Source organism: Rhodohalobacter sp. SW132 (genome assembly GCF_003390325.1).
Classification (GTDB): domain Bacteria; phylum Bacteroidota; class Rhodothermia; order Balneolales; family Balneolaceae; genus SW132.
Genome location: NZ_QUOK01000003.1, coordinates 335,523 through 353,970 on the forward strand (window position 1 = coordinate 335,523; position 18,448 = coordinate 353,970).

General features: G+C 40.8%; 17 protein-coding genes. 3 read left to right on the forward strand and 14 right to left on the reverse strand.

Annotation, left to right across the window (positions count from 1 at the left end; all coding sequences use genetic code 11):
* Nucleotides 1-26 precede the first annotated feature (26 nt).
* The 14 genes from DYD21_RS08340 to DYD21_RS08400 all read right to left on the reverse strand — a co-directional run bounded on the left by DYD21_RS08340 (nt 27) and on the right by DYD21_RS08400 (nt 16,799).
* Entirely contained in the window at nt 27-1,325 is a 1,299-nt protein-coding gene (locus DYD21_RS08340) for a 6-bladed beta-propeller (RefSeq protein ID WP_116035174.1), read from the reverse strand.
* The gene (locus tag DYD21_RS08345) at nt 1,322-2,554 is read right to left on the reverse strand and encodes a 6-bladed beta-propeller (protein WP_116035177.1); all 1,233 of its coding nucleotides are present in this window, start codon (nt 2,552-2,554) and stop codon (nt 1,322-1,324) included. The genes DYD21_RS08340 and DYD21_RS08345 overlap by 4 nt, the downstream gene beginning before the upstream one ends.
* 331 nt (nt 2,555-2,885) lie before the next feature.
* The gene (locus DYD21_RS08350) at nt 2,886-3,974 is read right to left on the reverse strand and encodes a BF3164 family lipoprotein (protein ID WP_116035179.1); all 1,089 of its coding nucleotides are present in this window, start codon (nt 3,972-3,974) and stop codon (nt 2,886-2,888) included.
* 176 nt (nt 3,975-4,150) lie between these two features.
* Nucleotides 4,151-5,347 (reverse strand): 6-bladed beta-propeller, encoded by a 1,197-nt coding sequence (locus tag DYD21_RS08355; RefSeq protein WP_158551463.1) that lies wholly within the window; start codon nt 5,345-5,347, stop codon nt 4,151-4,153.
* A gap of 34 nt (nt 5,348-5,381) precedes the next feature.
* The gene (locus DYD21_RS20880) at nt 5,382-5,720 is read right to left on the reverse strand and encodes a hypothetical protein (protein ID WP_147303534.1); all 339 of its coding nucleotides are present in this window, start codon (nt 5,718-5,720) and stop codon (nt 5,382-5,384) included.
* Nucleotides 5,698-6,615 carry a BF3164 family lipoprotein gene (locus DYD21_RS08360; protein WP_116035184.1) on the reverse strand — a complete coding sequence of 306 codons (918 nt, stop codon included), beginning with the start codon at nt 6,613-6,615 and terminating at the stop codon, nt 5,698-5,700. Before DYD21_RS08360 ends, DYD21_RS20880 begins: the two co-directional genes overlap by 23 nt.
* 100 nt (nt 6,616-6,715) lie before the next feature.
* A complete protein-coding gene (locus tag DYD21_RS08365; RefSeq protein WP_116035186.1) occupies nt 6,716-7,969 on the reverse strand; it encodes a 6-bladed beta-propeller in 1,254 nt (417 codons plus the stop codon).
* 14 nt (nt 7,970-7,983) lie between these two features.
* Nucleotides 7,984-9,162, reverse strand: a complete 1,179-nt coding sequence (locus tag DYD21_RS08370) for a 6-bladed beta-propeller (RefSeq protein WP_116035188.1) — start codon at nt 9,160-9,162, stop codon at nt 7,984-7,986.
* 151 nt (nt 9,163-9,313) lie between these two features.
* The gene (locus tag DYD21_RS08375) at nt 9,314-10,417 is read right to left on the reverse strand and encodes a 6-bladed beta-propeller (protein WP_116035191.1); all 1,104 of its coding nucleotides are present in this window, start codon (nt 10,415-10,417) and stop codon (nt 9,314-9,316) included.
* 148 nt (nt 10,418-10,565) lie between these two features.
* The gene (locus DYD21_RS08380) at nt 10,566-11,648 is read right to left on the reverse strand and encodes a 6-bladed beta-propeller (RefSeq protein ID WP_147303535.1); all 1,083 of its coding nucleotides are present in this window, start codon (nt 11,646-11,648) and stop codon (nt 10,566-10,568) included.
* 170 nt (nt 11,649-11,818) lie between these two features.
* Complete coding sequence (locus DYD21_RS08385; RefSeq protein WP_147303536.1) at nt 11,819-12,868, reverse strand: hypothetical protein; 1,050 nt, start codon at nt 12,866-12,868, stop codon at nt 11,819-11,821.
* A gap of 134 nt (nt 12,869-13,002) precedes the next feature.
* The gene (locus DYD21_RS08390; RefSeq protein ID WP_116035199.1) at nt 13,003-14,229 is read right to left on the reverse strand and encodes a 6-bladed beta-propeller; all 1,227 of its coding nucleotides are present in this window, start codon (nt 14,227-14,229) and stop codon (nt 13,003-13,005) included.
* Between the two features lie 22 nt (nt 14,230-14,251).
* Nucleotides 14,252-15,400, reverse strand: coding sequence for a 6-bladed beta-propeller (locus DYD21_RS08395; protein ID WP_116035202.1), 1,149 nt, complete (start codon nt 15,398-15,400; stop codon nt 14,252-14,254).
* Between the two features lie 145 nt (nt 15,401-15,545).
* Nucleotides 15,546-16,799 carry a 6-bladed beta-propeller gene (locus tag DYD21_RS08400; RefSeq protein ID WP_116035204.1) on the reverse strand — a complete coding sequence of 418 codons (1,254 nt, stop codon included), beginning with the start codon at nt 16,797-16,799 and terminating at the stop codon, nt 15,546-15,548.
* 517 nt (nt 16,800-17,316) lie between these two features.
* On the opposite strand from DYD21_RS08400, the gene DYD21_RS21010 reads away from it, so the two are divergent.
* From DYD21_RS21010 to DYD21_RS08410, 3 genes are all read left to right on the forward strand, one after another.
* Nucleotides 17,317-17,487: a hypothetical protein gene (locus tag DYD21_RS21010; protein WP_158551464.1), complete on the forward strand. Its 171-nt coding sequence runs from the start codon at nt 17,317-17,319 to the stop codon at nt 17,485-17,487.
* Nucleotides 17,488-17,731: 244 nt separating this feature from the next.
* Nucleotides 17,732-17,989: a type II toxin-antitoxin system Phd/YefM family antitoxin gene (locus DYD21_RS08405; RefSeq protein ID WP_116035207.1), complete on the forward strand. Its 258-nt coding sequence runs from the start codon at nt 17,732-17,734 to the stop codon at nt 17,987-17,989.
* The gene (locus tag DYD21_RS08410; protein ID WP_116035209.1) at nt 17,977-18,279 is read left to right on the forward strand and encodes a type II toxin-antitoxin system RelE/ParE family toxin; all 303 of its coding nucleotides are present in this window, start codon (nt 17,977-17,979) and stop codon (nt 18,277-18,279) included. Before DYD21_RS08405 ends, DYD21_RS08410 begins: the two co-directional genes overlap by 13 nt.
* Nucleotides 18,280-18,448 lie beyond the last annotated feature (169 nt).

An 18,448-nucleotide genomic window follows, 5' to 3' on the forward strand; every position in this document is an offset into this window, starting at 1 on the left:
TGACGGTATATTCGGAATTTACTCATCTATCTTTCAATTCGTTGGATTTTATACTTAATAATCCGGTCGATACCCTGACGGAATTCTCTTTGATGGGTATAAAAATATCCGTTTTTGATGATGATCAGAGGCTTAGACGGTACAAATCGTCTTGATCGTTCTCCCTCTTTTTGGAAGCGGGCGATCCATTCCCCCTTTTGATTAAGAACTTGCCAGGTGAAATGCGTTTTGCTATCTGTAATGGTGGCTATCCAAAGCCTCCCTTCATCATCCAGTTCCATGGTGTGTAAGGCGGGCCACGTGTCAGGAATCTCTTCTCCTCTGAGCATTCTTCGTTCATGATCTGCAATACTGATTTGATCCAAAGAAAGATCACTTTTTGTAATTGGGTAGTATAGTGATTGGATATAATCCCCATTCGTGTCATACTCTTTAATCAAAAAGTCCTCTGTCCACGCAGTAAAAAATGTTCCCGACTGTGTAATTGACACCAGAGAACTTCGGTTAAATGGCTTTGTAATCGGAATTGCCCAGCCTTCCCGTTCAGGGAGGAAATATCGTTTATGCCTGTCTACCTCCAAAAGCCTTTCCGGGTTTATAGTGCCATCCCGTTGAAGCTTATAATAGAAAATCTGGGTACCATCACTCTCTTCATTTAAAGAGGACATACCTACCTCCAAAACCATTCCGTCATTATTTAATAATTTTAAATCTGTCCCTTTTGCAATCGCTGGCATTTGATTTATACGGGTTGCTTCTGAAAGATTAATGATCTTCTCCTCAGTTTTTTCAAAGTCGTTCAGGGAGTAAACCGCAAATTTTTGAAGTCTTGGGTCAAAAAGGATCAGTTCATCTTCCAGAACATCTATGGCACCGAGGGCTTCAAATTCACCCGGACCCTGACCATATCTGCCAATCGTTGTCAGATAGGTTCCGTCAGAATTGAAAACATACACACCGAGATGACCCGGCACACTTGAAACGACAAAGACCCTGCCAGCGTCATCCACAGCAAAATTTGAAATGTTACCGCTCATAAAAACGTCCTCACTGCTTTCAAAAACCGTTTCCTGAATCAGTTCCATAGAATCCGGGACTGCCCCTTCAAATGGATCAATAAGTGTTACATTTTCGATATTTTGAATATGTTCGGGAAGCTCCGATTCTGTGACGGGTTGATACTCCCGGTTGCAGGAGATTGCTGATATTACCAAAATGAGTACTGCCAGGAAAGCACCGTGGTGCAAGGAAATCTCAGTGACTTTTCGTGTTTCACTTCGCATCCAATAATGTACGGCAGCAAGTTTGTATCTGTTTGGATTCATCGCGATTCCCCGGATTCTATCCGATATTGCACCACCTGCTGCACGCCGGTTTCTTCATCCATTTCACGGGTGTAGATGTAACCATTTCTCACTACTTCGATAGGTATGTCGCTCGGCCATTCAAACGTAGCAATTAATTCCCCTGATACATCCAGCACCCACCATTCGTTTACATCAAGATCTTCCACTATAGTGGAAACCCATATGCGATTTTCGTCGTCCAATTTTAAAGATTGAAAAGCCGGCCAGGCATCAGATATATCATCCCGGATTAAGTTTTTCTCTTCGACTTCTACTTCATACATAGATTCATACATAGAAAAAAAATCTTCTACATCAATCTCTGCATTCATGAAAGGATAATAGAATGCATGTTCATATCTTCCATTTTCATTGTAGACTTTAAACAACAAATGGTTCGACCAGCCATAAACTAAATTTTTACCATTATAGTCAATATGTGCCCTGGGCTTGTAGGGTACATCCGACAAAATCAAATAATCAGAATAAAGCGCTGTTCCATCTGCGCGTAATGAGAGTACATCATGCTCTGAAAAATTGCCGGTATCGAGGCTGAAAGAAGAAGCTTCCAATGTTCGGATTTCATTATTGTCAATAGCACCTACATTTAAATCGCCAAAAAATACCAGCAAATTACCGTCTGGCTTCTCATACAGATGGGTGGGTCCATAAAAAAGGCCTTCATGCCGGGTCCAATTTATCCAGGAGGGTTTTTCTTCCTCTGTGTCAGAAATGGATATATAAAAATCCTCTATATCATTCAAAACATCTAAAGCAAAGGTTGAAAATTTGTTTTGCATGTAATCCAGTACATAGAGACTTTTCTGCCCGGCATGCATGAACCACAACATTTGAAACTCTCCCGGCCCTTCACCCTGCCTTCCAATGCTTTGAAGGAATTGCCCGTCCGACTTATAAATATGAATTTTATTTTCAAACCTATCTGTAATATAGACTCTTCCCCTGGTATCCACTTCAATTTGGCTGATATATCCACCCCATAAAACCTCATCATTTTCACCGAATGTAATCTCTCGCACGAATGAAAATTTCTTATAAGGTTTTGGGTCACCTTCATAAATCAAAAGGTTTTCTATTTGATCTAAATTTTCCGGCACCTCTTCAAGAGGTTCGCCGCCTGAACATCCTAATGTTATAACAAATAGAATTAATATTATTTTGGGTACCTGATTTAAATTTATATTCATTATACCTAATAACCTGAGTTCTATTAATAATCTATTTCATTTATTCAGTATCAAGTCTCCCCTTCCCGAGAAAATGCTCTCGGGACCAGAAAAACACTGGCAGGGGGAGATTTTCCCCAAGTAGGAATCCCTTCGGGAAAAGGGGTGTTCATCGGTTTATTCACAAATCTGATGGACATTCCCCTCAATCCACCTTTTCTAAGGAGGACTTTTTAATCCATAATTCAACAACTCAGGTTATCAGGAATTTGTACTGTTTAATTCGCGGATAAAATCCTAAGCCTGGGAGATGAATCCAAAAAGTTCATTTGAACCTTTCCCATTCGCAAGATCAATCATTCCTTATTGAATTTATAATTTCCGACACATCATATTCATAGATATGATGAATGTCATGTGTTGAAAACCCATACAGTTTTCCATGTTCTTCAGACACGGTAAATGAATGGATGTGCCTGTCAAAATTTGCACGATAGAGTGGCTGCCCCTCCCAGTTCCATATTTCCAAAAAAGGTTTATATGTTGAATCCGGGTTTTCATCAAAAACGTCGCTTGTGGTGTAGATGCCCAAATAATACAGGTAAGAATCGGATGCCCAGCCCTTCGTTCGATAAAGAATATCACCTTCACCATTATTAGGATCCTCATCAATGAAAGAATCCTGGACGTTGATCGCTATTAATGTTTCACCTGTACTATTGAATATTTTCAAAATATTGTAACGAAAATACGATGCTGCAAATTTTGATCCGTCCGGTTTTACCATGTTGCTCTTATTGAAACTAAAATATCGATCTGGATCTTCTAAGTCTGTTTCCGGGTAGTAACCAAAAGTAAAAACCGGATTACTTCTACCGGGTTGTAATGCAACAAACTCGTTCGTGACATTCTCATCAGGTAATTCATAATGTGCAGTATAGAGACTGTCATTTAACCTAAGAACTCCATTCAACGGGCTCCCCATTTGACCATCATAGAAAAGGGAATTCTCTTTCAGATTTACCAGTGTTGAATCACCGATCCCAAAAATCCTCATTTGCTGCAGCATTGCATCGTAGAAGTGCAGTTCTTTCTCATTTTGATTGATGAAGCGGGGGAAAAACATAAACTCATCGGGGCCCCGCCCGTGTTGCCCCCAGGAGTATTGAAACTGAAGGTCAGGCAGGGTGAATACGTGCAAAAAATCATCCTCCCTCACTTCTGTAATGACAAGATATTGATCATCCATATTCAGAATATGAAATGGATTCAAAAGTTCAATCCCTCCTTCAACAGAAACCAGATTTGCAGTGAGTTCTTCTTGAAACGCTATTGCCGATACAGTCTCATAGCCATCGGCGTCAGCGTGCTGGCATGCGCTGATAAGAAAAACCAAGCATAAAGAGATTTTAAAAAATAGAACAGGTGATTTGTTAGTCATGTAGTCTTAATCGTTTAAAAAGGATTTACGCCGCTCAATTTTAATGGAAGTCGTACGAATCTTTAAATCTTTGGGAGGCATTTAAATCTGTTAATAAGTTCTCCGGTGTCATCTATAATTCACCATTCATAGATTTCAAATCTTCAACCAATGTGGTACTCGAGCTTTTTCAAAAATCATATGCCTCGTATCATACCAACCCTCAACACCGGGGCATCTTCTGAATGATCCAGGAAATAAAAGCGATCATTTTGATCTTTCCAAAACGGACCGATTCCGGGGCCCCGATCATCTCCATCAAACGTGAACTCATCCAACCTCCCAAGTCCCTCCAATTCATCCTCTTCATTGAAAACTTCTACAATTGTTTGTCGTTCGTCATCACGATATTGGGAACTGATATGCAGCACACGTCCGTCATTTAATCTGAAAACCCCTAAACTCTTACTCAACACTTTTCCTGAAAAAGATTCCTCTCTTGGGGCATAGACAACAATGGATATTTGACCGGCTTCATTACTTCCTTCCAGAATGGCTTCATCAGAAAGAAGGTGTCCTTCGATCTGATCTGCCTTTTTCCATTCACCATCGGTTAACGCATACTTGAAAATCCGGCCGCTGTATGTGCCGGGTACAAACCATAGAGTATCATCCTCCATCCATACCCTGCCTGTGTTCATCCCGCTGATATACATATCTGTGAATGCAGAGTTTGCATCTATTAAGGTATCAACATGGCCAAATGAATGGCGAGGACTTGAAAACCGTCGGTCGAAAATGTGAAAAAACGAGGATTGTCTACTCTTTTCTCCATTCTCTACAGGTATACGGCTGGAAGCTTTATGTAAAAACAGATATTGCTCATTAGTTAATCTATGCATTGAAACCGCAGGAATCATTTGACTCCCATCCGTTACAATTGTGCGAAGATATTCTCCCGATGTTAAAAACTGAACAATCCGGTTATTCCCTCTGTCAAATACCGACAGTTCATCATCAAACAGATCTAATGACAATATATTTGTAAACTCTCCCGGTCCGTTGCCTTGTCTGCCAATGTTATAGAGATAGTTTCCATTTTCATCAAATACCCTGATCGTCATTGCTGAACGATCCGGCAGGTAAATATTCCCCTGATCATCCGTTCGGATTTGTCCTTTACCATCTTCCCGAACCCTTGAATCCGGCAGAATCAAAAAATCATTATACTCTATTGCTTTTTCTGATATCGTATACGACTCTTCAAAGGTCAATTCCAGATTGAATTCCGGGTTCTGATCAAATGGCATCTCATTTCCGCTACACCCTGCAATAGCTATAATAATAACTACATACAATATTGATGCGTATACATTATGAGATCTATCCATCATAACTACCCCTAACTCAATTTCTGAATTTTTCATTTTAATTAGCTTCCATCTCCACCCGGTATCGCACCACCTGCTCCAAACCTGTTTCTTCATCGGTTTCGTGGGTGTACATGTAGCCGTTTCGGACAACCTCAATCGGTTCATTCCGAGGCCATTCGAATTTGGTGATGAGTTCTCCGGTTTCTTCCAAAACCCACCATTCGTAGACGTCAAAATCCTCAACTATAGTCGAGATCCACAGGCGGTTTTCGTCGTCTGCAAGCAGGTCGTTTAGTGCAGGCCAGGTATCAGGAATATCTGCATTTCGAACAAATCGCAGGTCCGGCGTCTCATAGCCGATGTCATGCTCTTTAATTAAATCCTCTCTGCGCAAAGTGATTTTTTCGTAAGGATAAAAAAAAAGCTTCTGAATAATCGCCTCCAGGGCTGTATTTTTTTATGAAAAACAGATGAGAATTAGCAGAAAAAATAGATCCTTCATGTGATAGTTCAATTAAAGGTTCTCCCATATATGGTAATGTAACCGAAAAGCGGTTGTTTTGAAATGAAATAAACTCATGAGGCCTGCCTTCCTGATTTAATATCAAATCAGAAATAATCTCACCTCTTTGATTAACCAGGTAATATGAAAATGAGTTGTTTTCACCTTTTGAGCTCTCTATTTCCAAAATTGAGTTGGCAAACTTTATCAAAAAATTACCGCCATTTACTGGATAGTAATCAGTTGGCCCTTTGGTTCTCAGCTCTTCAATGTGACGCCAATTTTGTGGATTCAAATCAACACTCTGAGTATGAGAAAGTGATTCTAATGAGAATATGATAATTCGTAGCTGTAAAGAATCGTATACATAGATATTTTTTGAATCGATTTTCAAATTACCCATACTGAGAAATTCCCCCGGCCCTCTGCCTCTTCTTCCGATTGATGTTATATAACCGCCATCTGATTGAAAAGCGTGAACTGAAAAACTTTCTCGATCTGCAATGAATACTCTTCCCTCATTATCTACCCCAATTGCTCCGTTGCCACTCACCGTTACATGAACCTCTGTGGAGCTGCCAAAGTACCCATGTTCAATAAATCGCAATGAGAAGGAAGGTTTGGAATCAGGTGACCAGATTTTCAAATTTTCCAAACCCTGTAAATGTTCGGGGATCTCTCCATTATTTATCATTTCCTGAAATTCAGAAAGTTGAGTTCTTTCTACTTCATTACAACTTGATATAAAAACAATAAGTAAGAAAAAACATGCAATGTAAATCTTCATTTCTTTAGTTCTATAGTAAATATATGTAGCTAATCGCTTATTGAAAGCAGACGTTGAAAAAAAAGAGATACACTTATTTTTTCTAACCAAAAAAGTCAATTCAATCTATCTCCACCCGATACCGCACCACTTGCTCCAAACCGGTCTCTTCATCAATTTGGCGGGTGTACATCTTGCCGTTCTTTACCACTTCTATAGGTTCATTCCGCGGCCATTCGAATTTGGTGATGAGTTCTCCGGTTTCTTCCAAAACCCACCATTCGTAGATGTCAAAATCCTCAACTATGGCAGACACCCAAAGCTGGTCCTCATCATCCATAAACATCCCCGAAAGAGCCGGCCAGGTCTCTGGTAAATCGGTATTTTCAATCATATTTTCAAACGTTTCTCTGTCAAATCGATTTTCGGGATGGTCTAATGCTTCATTACTTGTAAGCCTGGTTTTCTGAAACGGGTGATAAAATGCCTGCAAATAATTTCCTTCCGAGTCATGTGTTTGAATTAAAAACTCATCCGTACGTGCTGAAAAAATGTGGTCGTCCCCCGAAACGGCTACCAAAGGTTTCCCATGAAATGGTGAAGCCATTCCGATGGTTGGCTGACCCGGTCCTTCACTGATTAGGTACCTGCTATCTTCTAATTCAAAAATTTTATCCGTTATGAAACGTCCTTCACTGTCTATATTAAAAAAGGGAATTTTTTTACCTGTTGGTTTATCCAGTCTGAACGGCTGACCAAAACTCATCAGAAAGGTGCCGTCTTGCCTTACAAAGAAATGCCTGAGAAATGAATCTTTCATTTCCTCGATATCGGGTTTCTCATCCTGCCTGAGTAGAATGGTCCGGTTGAGAGCAAGTGAATCAAGTGAAAAAACAGTAATTCGTTGCAAATTGGCATCACTTGCATATAGCATGTTTGAAAAGGTTTTCAGGCTGGAAATATTTCGAAATTCACCAGGCCCTTCCCCTTCTCTTCCAATACTTTTCAAGTAATGCCCATCATCTCGAAACACATGAATACGATTCTGTTTTAAGTCACTGAGGTATACCTTGTTCTGTCCGTCAACCACAAATCTTCCGGGTTGTCCTATTAATACATCTTCAGAATCTCCAAATTTCAACGTCTGTTGAAAGTTAATATCGAATTCCGGCTCAGGTTCTGAATCGTATACAATAAGGTTTTCAAGATCTCTTGCATGTTCGGGAAGGTTATCAGCCTGATTCTGATGCGAACAGGAACCGCTGAAAAGAAGTAATACGAGAAGAACCCCGCAACTGATGATTTGAAACAAACGAAGGTTGGCGGGACCGTAGTCCATTAGGTTGTACTGTTCATAAAAAGGAAGTTTTTTCATAGGGTGAACACGTTCTACATTTCTTCCATCTCTATCTGATACCTCACCACCTGCTGCAAACCGGTTTCCTCATCCGTTTCGCGGGTGTACATCATCCCGTTTCTCACAACCTCAATCGGTTCATCCCGCGGCCATTCGAATGTGGTGATGAGTTCTCCGGTCTCTTCTAAAACCCACCATTCGTAGACGTCAAAATCCTCCACAATAGTCGAGATCCACAGTCGGTTTTCGTCGTCAATGTGCATTTCATCCAATACCGGTGCAGTTTCAGGGATCTCTGCAGATCGAGCGGCTTCCCTAATGAGCTCCGGACCCGCTTCCGGGAATGCGTTCTCCGGATCCAGTGAAACACGGGGTACATTATAATAAAATGCGTCCATATACTCTCCGGCCGGACTATATTTTTTGATCAGAAAATCCTCAGACCAGGCCAGATAGATATGATCATCATCTGACTGATCCGTCAGCAAAGCTCCGTAAAACTTCACAGGCATTCCCACACTTCGTCCTCCTAATGGCAGGATAACCTGGTAGGATGATGTACGCTCGAACAGTTTTTCTGAATCAACATTCCCGCTCTCATCTAATAGATACGACAAAGTCCGGGTTTCAATTTTATCCCAGTCATTGACCCCTTCTGCTGTATTCGAGGCTAAAAACAGCATCAGGAACGAACCGTCATTCCTGGGGTAGAACTTGTTCAAATAAGATCCCCGCAGTTCCTGTATTTCGTTTCTATTTCCGGCAAGTGAAATCATCTGGTTGTAAGAGAGAGTTTCAGTATCAAAAACAACAGCCCGCTGCTGATTACGATCAAAAGTAAACAGGCGGTTTTGAGATGTTTGAATACCAGATAATTCAATAAACTCACCAGGCCCTTCACCACGGCGCCCCAAACGGGTTAAAAACTGTCCATCTGGCGCATATACCTTGATTTTTAACTGATCTGAATCAGCGATGTAAACCCGGCCATTCTCATTAACAGCCACTTCTCCCATTCGCCCAATCAATACCTCGCCGGTATCACCGTATTCGACATCCTTTTGAAAGGATATGATTTCGTTAGGTTTCCTATCCGCCGAGTAGACGGTGAGATTTTCCAATTCCTGAAGATAATCCGGTAGGGGTTCTGTTTCTTGCTGAGAACATCCATAAAAAACGATGGGTAAGAGAAGAAAAATGAATTTATGCATGAAAAGTCAGATTCGGTATTGATTGAAATTTTTATCGTTCAACATGTTCACTCATCTCCCATATTGATCCGGGATCTCACCACCTGCTGCAGCCCGGTTTGGCATAGATAAACAACAATAAATAAAAATGAAACGTATGTTTTGTCATCTATCAATCAGGCAATTCAACCCGAAAAAGATATTCCCAGCTTCCAATAGTTATCCTATCCTTACGATCTGTTTGAAAAATATCTGATATCCATAATGGTTCATCCTGCATGTAGTGGTGAAACCTGTATCTTCCGGCTACTTGATAGTCCCCATTTTGTAATGGAGTAAGGCGTATTAACTCCCTGCGCACGGATATGAAAATGTCCCCATTATCCATCAACTTGTATTCCGTAATTGGCCTGACTCCACCAAAACCTTCGTTAGTCAGATGTTTGAAAAAGTCCATCGGTGGAATATCCATCTCTTCAAATTTAGAATATTCTACAATTATGGTAGATGAGTGATTAAAATCTTTATCAAACAAGATTAACCACGGCAGGAAGTAGTAATTTGCAACAGTACTATTATTCTGATTAATCACCACCCGCGGGGTATTATATAGCTGCGGCTGATAACCGGAGGGAACAATTCGGGGCAAAATCGTTGTGAGTGTATCAGTCAACGAATCCATGGAAAGTACTGCAATTCGTCCCTGATCAGGCTTTACAGGGGATATACCGCTGCTTTTGTTATTTTCCAGAAACACAAACTCATCATTCAAATCCAAAAAGCTGGAAATCTCAACAGGAAAGTCAACCGAAACTAAATCATGCGTGTAGCGATTAATACGGGCATTTATTGCATCGGAAACCCAGATGTATTGATCATTGGCTTTTATATTTCTGACCAAACCGAGTTCCCCGGGCCCACGTCCTTCCCTGGTTAACGGGCCTTCAATGGTTCCGTTCTTATCAATCTTAAAAATTGCATTAGTCACAGCATCATAGACATAGAACTGTTCATCATTATACGTGAATATTGTAAGATGACCGAGTAATGGTTCCTCTTCTTTTACTTCACGATGGAGGTGATAAATAATATCTTCCTCACTTAAAACAATTTCCTGCAGCTCAACTTCATCAAGATTTATATACTGATACGGGGCAGAACTGACGAACTCATTCAGTACAACGGAGACAGTTTCCGGTGGTTCTCTATCATCGACCTCCTGACAACCGATAAAAATCAGGTAAATTACGATGAATCCGACAGGATAGTGTTTCATGAGAAGTTCTTTATTAATCGATTAAACAGTTAAGAGGTTAGATAAATTGGAATCGCGACATGAGGCTATGTTCTGATTAATTTTTAAGGTAATTGCCTATCACAAAAATAATTTTCCGGTTTACATCCGTTTTAACCAGATCTTATAATCATTCATCAATTTGATAAAGACCCGCTTTCCACAGATCAGGATCATCGGACCGGTATTTAAACAGAATTTGGTCACCGGAAATAAATTCGACGGATTCCGCTTCTTCCGGGATCTCAAGAGATCCTATGTATTCCGCATTCGGCGAAAAGATGTCGAATCGCAACTGTTCATTCTGCGGCACATTCACCAGGGCCCACAAACGTCCGGCATGATCGGAAAAATAATCTACAAATCGCCGCTTGTGAGTTGGCGGCTCTTCATCTAAAGCTACCCCAGTCATTTCTGATGCCCGAACCCTTTCATCCCGCCATTCTTCTTGTTCAGATTCAGTCAGACGCACCGCAGGCACTCCGGGTCGGGTGAACAATGTCGTTTCCTGAGTTGAGGGGTCCATCTTGTAAATTCTGTAGCTTGTATCCGGAGGCGATGTGAAAAAAGTAAAATCATCCATAAACCGAAATTCGCAAAACGTACATGAGATCTGATCCGGCGGCAAATCTTGTAATTCCAGTTCAAGGTGAAAAAATTGCTCTTTTGATCCTGATACAGGATCGTATCTCCTCATTATAATATCACCTGGAATGCTGTCACCGCGACTTTCAGCACCGACCCGAAAAGGATTATTCGTAATAATCAAACCTTCCGATATCCAGCTGAGCCTTGTGTGCCAGCCGTTATCCAAATCAAAAGAGACGACAGTATCCTCAACCACATCCTGGATCGTAATGCGTGCATTCGTCACATCTGCCACAGCTACCCTTCCGTCTGGATTTACGGCCGCATAAGTAATCGTGGAGTATTCGCCGGGACCGCGACCCATACCGCCAAATGTTTGGATCAGATCACCATTTGCATCGAAATGGTTGATGGTATTCAGCGATCTATCAATGACGATCAGGCTTCCGTCAGCGAGTACACCAGGGTAAGACGGGTTCGGAATGGCCTCCGGGCTGTTGATCTCCCACGATGTAACTTCTCTCAATGAAAGCGGAGCTTCTGAATCTTGGGCCCTTTCTCCTTCACTTTTTGCACAAGCTGCAACAAACGACAACAGTAATATTAACCTAAAGATTTTGAACATGTTAGTAATTGATAATCAATTTTTAATGATAATTAAGAAGAAAGTAAAATAATTTGATCACACCATTCTTAATTCTCAATTTCTTTTATGGCATGTACAATGTGGAAAAACGATACACTCACAACATGCCTCTCTACAACCCATCCGCATCGAGGTCCCATGGAGATTTTTTATTGAAGATTATTTTCATAAATCACTAAATGTGTATCATCATCAATCATATGAAGCAAGTAGATGAATTGGTCATCCACGGCCATGCTACCTGTTGCACGATATGGGATTTCATACGTATAGAGATAATCACCTGTCTCCTGACTGTAGATATCCAATTTGGGATATTCATGTTCATCTCCCGAAACTCCGCCTTGTAGTATCAGCCAATAATCGTTGTGCAGGGCAGATCCGATAGCAGAGAAATATCCATGTTCTGAATATCTAAAAACCCGGTTTTCTCCGCTTTCGAACGTTATATAATTCAAGTCGGCTGGAAAATCGTCAATCGACGTAACTGAAAAAACTTGACGATAGTCCGAATCCCATTTTCTAAGGATATGTTCAGCAAAACCGGCGTAATAAAAATTGTCATTTTTATCGATTTCGATACTTCCGGGATACATGAGGGTATGAAAATGATCCCGGTCAATCTTGCCAAATTCAGAAAGAACCTCTCCCTCTTGATTCATTTCATGAAACATATAATTCTTCCCGGTGCTGAAAGGGTCAGACAACGTGATGATGTTTCCATTGCTTAAAAAACGAATTCTGCTTGGTTGAAGCTCTTCGGATATAAATTCATGGATGAGCGTCCCTTTTATATCTCTAAACTGAAATTTTGATAAACTGCGGTCATAAAAAACAAATGTCTCGTTTGAGACGGATCCAAGAGATAAACTTGTCAGTTCTTCCGGGCCTTCTCCTTCTGGAATGGAAAAAGACAGTTCGATCTCAAAAGAACCAGTATTGATTCCAATAACTTTAAATTGTGAGCGGTCTGCAATAAATAGTGTATTTCCATACACTATGAGACCGGACGCGTTGTATAATTTAAATTGATCGTATAATGAGATTTGTTCTGCAATTTCCAGTACTCCTCTGATTTCCCGCTCTGATGACTCTTGTGGATCTTTATCTTCAAAAAAATGTTCTTTATCACTTTCAGAACAATGATTTAAGCAAGTTGCTAAAATCAGCAGGCAAAATATTTTCAACGAATTATTCATAATATTTTCCTTTATAAAATATAAAAACATGGAACTATACCATTCCTACCCAACAAATCTCCGACTACCTTTAAATTTACAGAATCACCTGTCGGTGAGGGTTTTCAAAGTCACGAAATAGGACATAGTACATTCTACTCCATCTCCACCCGATACCTCACCACCTGAACCAGACCGGTTTCTTCATCGGTTTCGCGGGTGTAGATCTTCCCGTCTCTCACAACTTCAATCGGTTCATCCCGTGGCCCCTGAAATGTGGTAATGAGTTCTCCGGACTCTTCTAAAATCCACCATTCATAGACATCGAAATTTTCAACGATTGTGGCAATCCATATTCGCCCTTCATCGTCCACCAGCATGCGATCCATTGCCGGCCAGGTTTCCGGAATTTCATTTTGGCTGACTAAATCAGCAAGGTATGGAGTCACCTGAGAGCTGATTGCATCCTCCCGGCTCATCTCAAGATTTTCAAACGGTTGGTATATCGCACTTTGATAATCACCGTCAGTAGAGTACTTCCTGATCAGTATGTGATCTGACATTGCAAAGTAAATACTCCCATCATCCGATGCCCCAAAAATTGGTTTAGTGAATATCTGGGGACTCGGTGCCGCCCGTGTATACTGCCCTGTAAATCGGGACTGCTCGGGCGAAGATTTTCCGGTAATTTCGTAGAGTGGTACCGGATCTATGAGCGGCCTGGTAAGTCTGGCATCATCTCTCATCAAATAGAAATAGTATTGTTTGTCCTCCTTCAACTCACCGGCGTCTTCCGGAATCGTTGGAATATGATTTAACAGGATTACAAGAAACGTCTCTTCACCCAGGATTTGGATTTGGTGAATATGGGTATCAAATATTCCATCAAAACTGCCTTTATTCGTTGGATATACATTAATTGTACGAACCAGCTCAAGATCTGCTATTGAATATTGGGTCACTCTTGACAACCTTATATCTAATAAGAAGAGTTGATCCATTTTAATCACGGGAAAAGGACCGGCTGCATATTCTCCGGGCCCTTCACCACTTCTCCCTACCGATGTGAAATATTCCCCACCGGGTTCAAAAATATGTAATGTATTCTGTTGAACATCACTCATATAAATCCGTCCCAAATCATCGACTGCAAACCCGCCCATGCGTCCAATCGGTTGTTCAGGGCTGTCGCCTATTGAGATTTCACGTTCAAAGTTGATCTCAGCATTAGGAGAATCTGCTCCTGAGAATATGGTAAGATTTTCGATCTCATCGAGATGATCAGGAACGGTCGCTTGCCGGGATTCTTTATTGCAGGCAAATGCAAAAGCTGCAAGTGCTACAATTAACATCCGGTACAAGGATTTACATGATATTGTCATGGTTCAAGTAGTTTTGCTCTGATTATTCCATCTCAATCCTGTACCGCACCACCTGTTGCAGTCCTGTTTCTTCATCGGTTTCGCGGGTGTACATCTTGCCGTTTCGGACAACCTCAATCGGTTCATTCCGGGGCCATTCGAATTTGGTGATGAGTTCTCCGGTTTCTTCTAAAACCCACCATTCGTAGATATCAAAATCCTCAACAATAGTTGAGATCCACAGGCGATTTTTATCGTCAATGAGCATCTCATCCAGCGCCGGCCAGGTTTCAGGAAAATCGGCATTTTGTATGCCCCGCCGATAGCGTTCGTTGTACCTGCCAAGTACCTCGCTGCGAATCAGTTCCTCATTTTCAAAAGGATAATAAAATGCCCGTCTATACTCACCATTGTAATTATATTTTTTTACAAAAAAATCATCATTCCATGCCAAATACATTCCGCTCGTATTTGATACCGCCACGAGTGGTTTCCGGGTAAATGGCAGCACCATTGCGAAGGCAAACCCATCTGTATTATCTGAAAAAATATCAGCATCCCGGTGCTCCAGGATTTTAGAAGCAGTAATTTCACCGGTATGATCCAGCAAAGAATAGTGACTGATCCGCTCACTCCGGCTAATCATTCTGCTGAACTGTAAAAGCATGGATTGATCGTTTCTTATAAAAATATCAGCCACTCTTGCCGCTTCCATATCATCCACACCCGGCTCCATCAGTTTCGAATCCAGCAGATCAAAACTATCCGCAGAAAACCATTGAATCAGTTGCCGGTTTGCATCCAGGACTACAACCTGGTCAGAAATGGTTCTTAATGACTTAATGTTGCGGAACTCCCCGGGGCCTTCTCCATCTTCGCCTATATTTCCCAGGTAATTTCCATTCGGTTCGTATACTTTGACATCCAATTCTTCTCCATCGGCTATATATACCCGGCCGGTATGATCTACAGTTACAGCGTTTAACCACCCAATGAAAACTTCGTCGGTGTCGCCAAAATTTTGCTCTCTCTTCAGTTGTATACTGTAGGCTGGTTCAGCATCCGCAGAATATACGGTCAGATTCTCAAGTTCCCCGAGATGTTCCGGTATTTCTGAAGAATCCGGGTTTGAACAACCGGAGATCAGGAATTGAAGGAGAATTAAGACAACTATTTTGAGAAAGAAGTTCATTCTAATAACATTATAGAGTACTATTCAGATATACATGGTTTGATCAACCTCATTCCATGTAAATATATTCTTCTACATAGGTTCTTATTCGAAGTTGTGACACCTACACTTTTCAGCCGGTAGAATACACTTCAAATTATCTCCGCTATTCCATCTCAATCCGGTATCGCACCACCCGCTGCTGACCTGTTGTTTCCATTGTTTCACGTGCATATACATAGTCATTTTTTATTTTTTCTATAGATCGGTTTCCCGGCCACTTGAATGTTGCAATGAGTTCTCCGGTATCTTGCAATACCCACCATTCATGTATCAACTCTTCACTTTTAGGAATTGTAGCTACCCACAGCCGGTTTTCATCATCAGTCACTATATCACTCAATGCAGGCCATTTTTCGGGGAGCTCTGCATGTAGCAATAAATTTGTATTTATTTCATCATCTTGTGCAATCAAGTCGATAATCTCTTCCCGGTCTATTGACTTTTTTTCCATTGGGATATAAAAAGCCCTGATATAATCCCCATTCTTATTATGCAATTTAACTAATGGATCTTCGCTATTGGCTGTAAAAATAGTTCCTTCATTAGAAATAGAGATCATAGGCTGTTGCAGAAACGGAACAGGACTAAGGTTGAATAAGTGGTTGCCATCAACAACGGCTGTTATATTTTCCATATCTTTCAATTCATCTATCATTTCGGATCTGATTTTCCCCTCCCGATCCACAACGTAGTACCTGACAAGTAACTCTTGATCTAAATTATAATGTTCTGTCCCGTAGTTGGCATTTTTCATCTCATCCTTATATCTCACTATGAATAAATCATCTGAAATCAGGGAAACAGGACGAGATGGCAACCCCCTTAACTCTTCACGATCAGGCGCACGATTTGTATATACATTCCGGACATCAATTACATCGAGGGAATCAAGAGAAAAAAAAGTAGATCGAAATTGAAAATAGTCGAATGCGAAGAGTTGATCGGAATGTATTTTAATATCAAAAATACCCTCAAATTCACCCGGCCCACGGCCTTCACCACCTAATCTTCGCAGATATGCACCGGTAGAATCAAAAACATGGATCACTTTTTCGTAGTTATCCCCAACATATATTTTGCCGGTATCATCAACCTCAAGCCCTGCGAAAAAATCGGACCCTCCAAATGCAAATCCGCCACTCGTGCTATGGTACCAGGAACCAGTAGCATCACTGTCATCTATCACTAAGTCACGAATGAATGTGATGGTTGACTCCGGTGAACTGTTTTTTTCTATAACAATTACATTTTGAAGATCTGGTGGAGCACCGTCCACAGCGGGATCATTTTCCGGCTCTGAAGAGCACGAAATGAATAGAACCAGTAACGCAAAAAGTATATATCTGCAGTACATCATCTGAGATAGATTGTTTGTGGGTTTTTGATGCAATTCATTAAGTTTTAACTACGGAGATCGCAGGGGGACACGGAGGGAGTGGTTTTCGAAATTAGTCTACAGCAATTTTAGCCAGACCTATTAAGGAGCCCCCAAAATGCGGGCACGCGTGTAGGTCTATGTTTTTCTCTTTGTTCGCTGTGCAATCGATGTGACGCTGAGGTCATACCGAGGCAGCGCATTAATAATGATACGCCCGAACTTCCCCTTCTTCAGTAAAAACAAAAATTCTTTTCTCGTTTCAATTCCTTCAATCTTGCCAAGTTTTTTCAGCTTACTTACTATTTCAGGCGTCTGTTAATCAAAATTGTATCAAACCTCAATAGTACGACTATAATAGTTTATTATTAGAGGATGGGCAAATTTTAATTTTCACGGATATAGTTTCATATAAACTTTAAGTCATGAAATAACTCTGGCAGATTTCAATGATATAAAGCTATTTATAAATTCCTTACTCCTATGATACATTCTCAGTATGAAACGAGTTGTCAACATCTCCAAAAATGCCGAAGAAGCCCAACAGTGGGACATCAAACAACACCTCAGTATGGGTGTTGAAGAACGACAAGCCGCTGCCCGTGTATTAAAAGAGAGGGTATATGGCAAAAACTCCCTGGATGCAAGAAAAGCTGAACGTAATAAATGAGGCTGAAGTAGATGATCTTTAAATCTCTCAAGCACCTGAATGGCTTGTTTCCTGGTTACAGATGGAAAATCATCCAGAAATTGGCTTAAGTATTGGTCAGCCTTAATGTATTCAAAAAAAGAGCTGCCTCGTAATTTTCAAATGCGATTATATTAGGTTCAGAGTCAAGTTCGTCTAATTTAGTGTTATCTCAATGATCTAGAGAGTTGCCAAGATTTTAAAAAAGTAGTACTTTAGTATCACTATGAAAACAGAACTTGTTACAACACTTAAACGTCAGGCAACAAAGCTCTTAAAAGAACTCCGAGAGGAAAAAGAACCGGTACTCATCACAGAGCACGGAAAACCTTCTGCTTACCTGGTTGACGTAGAACATTTTGAACACATTCAAAAGAGATTAAAACTGCTGGAAGGCCTGGCCCGGGGTGAAAAAGCCATTCTTGAAGATCGGGTTGTATCGCACGCTGATGCCAAAAAGCGCATGGCGCGATGGCTCGAATAGTCTGGACCGAACCTGCTTTACAGGAGCTGGATGAAATTGCCGATTATATTTCATTAGATAATTCAATTGCAGCAAAAAAGTTGGTTCGCGAAGTTTTCAAACGGGTTGATCATTTAGCTCATCATCCCAAAAGCGGTAAGCTTGTGGAAGAATTTGAAGCAACGATTTATAGAGAAATCGTAAACCCACCTTGCAGAATTTTTTATCGGCTGGCAGGTAAAATTGTCTACATTATCCATGTGATCAGGGAAGAACAGTTTCTTCACATAGATATTTTAAAGTCGCGATAAACCTGGGTTTATTGATATAATCAGCGTTCCCACTATCTGTTCATAAGCTGAGTCACTGTACCTTTTCAGGTTTTTAGCTGGATTCTTGATTTTGTAGCCCGTGCCGCAGATAAAGAGTATGCTGATAAAACAAATAAATATTCGCCTTACGGAAAAAATTTTCACAGTT

Bases quoted from the DNA above. Each gene is read 5' to 3' on its own strand.
- DYD21_RS08340 (WP_116035174.1), bottom strand. From the start codon at position 1,325: ATGAATCCAAACAGATACAAACTTGCTGCCGTACATTATTGGATGCGA.
- DYD21_RS08345 (WP_116035177.1), bottom strand. From the start codon at position 2,554: ATGAATATAAATTTAAATCAGGTACCCAAAATAATATTAATTCTATTT.
- DYD21_RS08350 (WP_116035179.1), bottom strand. From the start codon at position 3,974: ATGACTAACAAATCACCTGTTCTATTTTTTAAAATCTCTTTATGCTTG.
- DYD21_RS08355 (WP_158551463.1), bottom strand. From the start codon at position 5,347: ATGATGGATAGATCTCATAATGTATACGCATCAATATTGTATGTAGTT.
- DYD21_RS08360 (WP_116035184.1), bottom strand. From the start codon at position 6,615: ATGAAGATTTACATTGCATGTTTTTTCTTACTTATTGTTTTTATATCA.
- DYD21_RS08365 (WP_116035186.1), bottom strand. From the start codon at position 7,969: ATGAAAAAACTTCCTTTTTATGAACAGTACAACCTAATGGACTACGGT.
- DYD21_RS08370 (WP_116035188.1), bottom strand. From the start codon at position 9,162: ATGCATAAATTCATTTTTCTTCTCTTACCCATCGTTTTTTATGGATGT.
- DYD21_RS08375 (WP_116035191.1), bottom strand. From the start codon at position 10,417: ATGAAACACTATCCTGTCGGATTCATCGTAATTTACCTGATTTTTATC.
- DYD21_RS08380 (WP_147303535.1), bottom strand. From the start codon at position 11,648: ATGTTCAAAATCTTTAGGTTAATATTACTGTTGTCGTTTGTTGCAGCT.
- DYD21_RS08385 (WP_147303536.1), bottom strand. From the start codon at position 12,868: ATGAATAATTCGTTGAAAATATTTTGCCTGCTGATTTTAGCAACTTGC.
- DYD21_RS08390 (WP_116035199.1), bottom strand. From the start codon at position 14,229: ATGACAATATCATGTAAATCCTTGTACCGGATGTTAATTGTAGCACTT.
- DYD21_RS08395 (WP_116035202.1), bottom strand. From the start codon at position 15,400: ATGAACTTCTTTCTCAAAATAGTTGTCTTAATTCTCCTTCAATTCCTG.
- DYD21_RS08400 (WP_116035204.1), bottom strand. From the start codon at position 16,799: ATGATGTACTGCAGATATATACTTTTTGCGTTACTGGTTCTATTCATT.
- DYD21_RS21010 (WP_158551464.1), top strand. From the start codon at position 17,317: ATGAAACGAGTTGTCAACATCTCCAAAAATGCCGAAGAAGCCCAACAG.
- DYD21_RS08405 (WP_116035207.1), top strand. From the start codon at position 17,732: ATGAAAACAGAACTTGTTACAACACTTAAACGTCAGGCAACAAAGCTC.
- DYD21_RS08410 (WP_116035209.1), top strand. From the start codon at position 17,977: ATGGCTCGAATAGTCTGGACCGAACCTGCTTTACAGGAGCTGGATGAA.